The sequence below is a fragment of the Pandoraea sp. NPDC087047 genome, assembly GCF_044745225.1.
GTDB lineage: Bacteria > Pseudomonadota > Gammaproteobacteria > Burkholderiales > Burkholderiaceae > Pandoraea.
This window is the reverse complement of the sequence record NZ_JBIUZU010000025.1, coordinates 1-4863: the sequence shown is the minus strand read 5'-3', so window position 1 is coordinate 4863 and position 4863 is coordinate 1. Positions and strand designations below refer to the sequence as shown.

Annotated in this window: 2 protein-coding genes; both read right to left on the bottom strand. The window is 66.6% G+C overall.

The window, feature by feature from the left end:
- On the bottom strand, positions 1-4536 hold a 4536-nt coding region (locus ACIPHM_RS24475), incomplete at its 3' end, for an amino acid adenylation domain-containing protein (protein ID WP_400334268.1).
- Positions 4537-4539: 3 nt separating this feature from the next.
- A partial coding sequence (locus tag ACIPHM_RS24470; RefSeq protein ID WP_400334265.1) for a phosphopantetheine-binding protein occupies positions 4540-4863 on the bottom strand: 324 nt, incomplete at its 5' end.

Here is a 4863-nt window from a genome sequence, read left to right as displayed (position 1 = left end):
CGGCTGGGTCGCCAGTGCACGCACCATGGCCACGTAGTGCTCGGCCATGCGCGCAATCGTCCCTGCCGTGAAGAGTTCAGCGGCATAGCGCAACGTCAGTTGCAACTGACCGTCTTCCTGCTCGATGCTCTCCAGCACCAGTTCGAACTGCGCCGACTGCTCGCCCACGGCATACGGCTCCGCCGTCAGCCCCGGCAGATGCTTCAGCGCGGCCCGGCCATCGCGCTGATGGTTGAACATCACCTGGAATAGCGGGTGATGGCTCAGACTGCGCTCCGGCTGCAACGCCTCTACCAGTTGCTCGAACGGCAGATCCTGATGCGACTGCGCGCCCAATGCCGCCTCGCGCGTGTGAGCAAGCGCCTGTGCGAGCGTGGTACGCGTATCCAGCCGCAGGCGCATGACCTGCGTATTCACGAAGAAACCGACCACCTCCTGCGTTTCTGCACGGTGACGGTTGGCAATCGGCACGCCGACGCGGATATCGGTCTGACCGGTATAGCGGCTCAGCAGCGACTGGAACGCCGTCAGCAACACCATGAACACCGTGGCGCCATTGGCTTGCGCACGGCGGCTGAGCGTCTGCGCCAGGTCGTCGGGCAGCATGACCACGTGACGCGCTTCGCGATAGCCGTCGGCCGCGTGGCGCGGTGCGTCCGTCGGCAGTTGCAACACCGGCTGCTCATCGCCCAGTTGCGATTTCCAGTAGGCGAGCTGACGTGCCTGTTCGCCTGCTTCCAGCCACTGCCGTTGCCAGACCGAATAGTCCCCGTACTGAATCGCCAGCGGCTGCAACGGCGGCGTCTGGCCATCGAGCCGCGCACGGTATTGCTGTACGAACTCGTCGACGATGAGGCGCATCGACCAGCCATCCGACACGATGTGGTGCATGACCACCACGAGAACATGATCGTCGTCGGCCACGCGGATCACGCCGGCGCGTACGAGCGAGCCCCCGTCGAGATCGAATGGCGTCATCGCCATTCGTGCCGCGTGAGCCTGCACATCGGCCGGATCGGCTGCATCTGCGCGCATGAGGTCGAGTCGGAAATCGTCTCGCACCCGTTGCATCGGGTGACCATCGGCATCGGACTCGATCACCGTGCGCAACGCCTCGTGACGCTGCACCAGCGCCGCGAGACTGGCGTCGAGCGCCTCGGCATCGAGCGCGCCGCGCAGGCGCAAGCCGCCCGCGATATGGTGTGCGGTGCTCTGCGGGTCCAACTGCCACACGAACCACTGACGCATCTGCGCGTGCGACAGCGGCACCGGCGCCAGAGGATCGGCGCGTCGGGGAATCGTCGGGACGGCCACCTCGGTCTGCGCGTCGGATTCCGGATGTAGCGCTCGCGACAACTCGGCCAGCGTCTGATGTTCGAGCAGTTGTCGCGGGAGCACCTTGATGCCCTGCTTGCGCGCCCGCGCCACTACCTTGAGGCTGAGAATCGAATCGGCGCCCAGTGCAAACACGTTGTCGGTGCGGCCCACGCGGTCCACGCCGAGCAGGTCGGCCCAGATATCGGCCAGCGTCTGCTCGAGGGCGTCCCTCGGGGCTTCGTAGACGGCACCGCTCTCGCGCTCCGGCTGCGGCAAGGCTTTGCGGTCGATCTTGCCGTTGGCGTTCAGCGGCATCGCATCGAGCCGCACGATCGATGCCGGCACCATGTAGTCGGGCAGCGATGCCGACAGGCTGGCCCGAATGGTCAACGCATCAATGCCCTCACCTACGACGTAGGCACACAGCATGGTGCGGCCGTCGTCCGCCTCTCCCGGCAAGACTTCGGCTTGCGTGACGCCGGCCAGCGCCAGGATCGCGCGGCGGACCTCGCCGGGCTCCACGCGGTATCCGCGGATCTTGAGCTGGTCGTCTACCCGCCCCAGGAACGCGACGCTGCCATCGGCAAGCAGACGCACCTTGTCGCCGGTGCGGTACATGCGCTCACCGACGTGCTGCGGATGAGCGACAAAGCGCTCGGCCGTTTGTCCCGGGCGCGCCGCGTAACCGCGCGCGAGGCCCGCACCGGACAGATACAGCTCACCGGTCGCGCCCTGCGGCACCGGGTTCAGGTCGGCATCGAGCACCAGCGCCTGAATATTGGCGATGGGACGGCCAATCGGCAAGCTCGCGGCCAGACGGCTGGCGTCGGACGCGGGCTGGGTCAGCACACCCACCGTGGTCTCGGAGGGACCGTAGTGATTCATGACGCGGCAGTCCGGGCGCAACGTGCGCACACGGTCGAGCAAGTCCCAGTGCGTCGCCTCTCCGCCCAACACCAGCAGACAGCGCGGCAACACGTGTGCGGGTTCGGCGGCCTGCAGCAATGCCTGCAGATGGCTCGGTACGAGCTTGAGCGCGCCCACCCGATGCTTGGCCATATAGGCACCGAAACGGTCGGGATCGAAAGCGCGCTCGCGACTGATGAGGTGCAGCGTGCGACCACTGCACAGCGCGCCGAAGAAGCTGGTATGCCCGAGATCCGCGGCGACGGTCGACACCATGGCCAGACTTTCGGCATCGGCCGGGAGCGCCATCTGTGCGAGCACCGCCTGCACATAGTTGACCAGCGCGCCGCGCGTGACCGTCACCCCCTTGGGCTGGCCCGTGGACCCGGAGGTGTAGATGAGATAGGCGGCCTGGCTGGTCGATACGGCCGGCCACACCGACGCGCTCGTCTCTACCGGCGTCTGCGCATCGAAAGCCAGCGGCAACACCGGCACGGCTACCGGCCACGCCGGTGCCTGCGCCGCGAGCAGCAACGCCGCGCCGCTGTTTTCAAGCTGATAGGCAAGCCGGTCGGCGGGCAACTGCGGATCGAGCGGCACGTACGCGCCGCCCGCCTTGAGCACCGCCAGCACGCCAAGCACGAACTCGCACGATCGATCCGCGTAGATGCCCACGCGTGTCTCCACCCCCACCCCTTGCGCCTGCAGCAACATGGCCAGACGGTTGGCATGGGCATCCAGCGCTGCATAGCTGAAGTGCCGGTCCTCATGACGAACCGCGTCGCGCTGCGGAACCTCGCGCACTGCGGCGTCCCACAACCCAAGCAGGTCTTCCGCAGGGAACGTGACCGACGGCCCTTCCAGCATGGCTTGCTCACCATGCAGCCGATACAACGCCAGCGGCAGGTCGGGTGCCCGCACGGCCTGTTCGGCGATACCGACGAGTGTCTGCGCGAAGCGCGCCATCGTGGCGGCGTCGAACAATCCCGCGGCATACGCCAGCACAGTCTCGATACCCTCGGCACGGTCGGTGAAATCGAAGCTCAGGTCGAAGTGCGCGCGCCCGCCGCTGCGGGCTTCCACGCGGACCGCCAGTCCCGCCACCGTCATCGCGGCCGGCCTGTCGTCCTGCTGCGTGCATTTCACCTGGAACAGCGGATGCACGCCGGGCTGCCGCTCGGGCTGCAAGGCATCCACCAGCGCTTCGAACGGCAGATCGTGATGCGTCTGCGCATCGAGTACCGTCTCCCGCACGCTCGCCAGCAGCGTGGCGAAGTCCCTGCCGGCATCGACCTGCGTGCGCAACACCTGTACGTCGAGCAGACAACCCACGAGACCGAGCGTCTCCACCTTGTCACGGCTGGCGATAGGCGCGCCCACGCGCACATCGGCCTGCCCACCGTAGCGATACAGCGCCACCTTGAGCACCGCCAGCATGACCATGAACAGCGAGGCGCCCTGCGTGCGAGCCAACGCACGCAATTGCTCGCTCAATGCCGCCGGCAGCGTCAATGCGTGACGCCCTTCCGCCGTGGCGTGGGCAACGCGCCGGTGATCGAATGGCAATTCGATGGGGGCGTGCGTGTCGCCAAGCCGCGCGGTCCAGTGCGCCAATTGGCGCTCCATAACGCCAGCACCCAGCCAGTTGCGCTGCCAGACGGCGAAGTCAGCGTACTGGATGGGCAACGACGGCAACGCCAGCACACGCCCGGCCACGATCGCCTCATACCCTGCCAGCAACTCGTCGATCACGATACGGATCGACCAGCCATCGGCCGCAATATGGTGCGCAGCGAGTGCCAATACGTGCTGCTGCTCGCCGCACCGGAACAGCGCCGCGCGGAACGGCGGTGCCGTATCGAGCTGGAACGGCATCGTGCAGAAGGCATCGAGCTCTGTATCGAGTGCATTGCTGTTGCCGCGCAGATCGCGATAAGGCAGGTCCACCTCATGCGTGGGCAGCACGCGCTGCACCGGCTCGCCATCGGCTCCGATCTCGTACACCGTACGCAGAATCTCGTGGCGGGCGGCCAGTTGATTGAGGCTGGCGTGCAGCGCGTCGTGGTCCAACGAACCCTCGAGATACAGGGCACCCGGCAGGTTGTAGGCGGGGCTCGACGGATCGAGCTGCCAGGTCAGCCACATGCCGCGCTGCGCATAAGACAGCGGGAGCGGTGCCGAGCGGTCGGCCGGCACGATAGGCAAGTCCGCCGCGCTCAGGCCGGCGGCCTCCAGCTTCTTCACGAATTCCCGACGCGCCTGCGGCGCCAGCGCCGCAAAGCGGCGGGCGATCTGCTGTGCTTCCAATGTCATGAATTACACCTCGAGTTCGTTGAGCAGACTATCCATCAGGGAAAGCCGCTGCTGCCGGTGACCACCATCGGCGCCCTGCGCCGCCGGCACGTGCTGTGCGATCGCCCCGATCGTGGGGTGATCGAATATCTGACGCATGGGAATGTCCCAGCCATGGCGGCTGGTCAGTCGTGCATTGACGCGAACGAGTGCCAGCGAATGCCCACCGAGTTCAAAGAAGTTGTCATGACGCCCCACCCGCTCGATGCCCAGCACCTCGGCCCATACCGCCGCCAGTGCCTGCTCCACCTCACCTTGTGGCGCCTCGTATGTACGCGCTTCGACCTC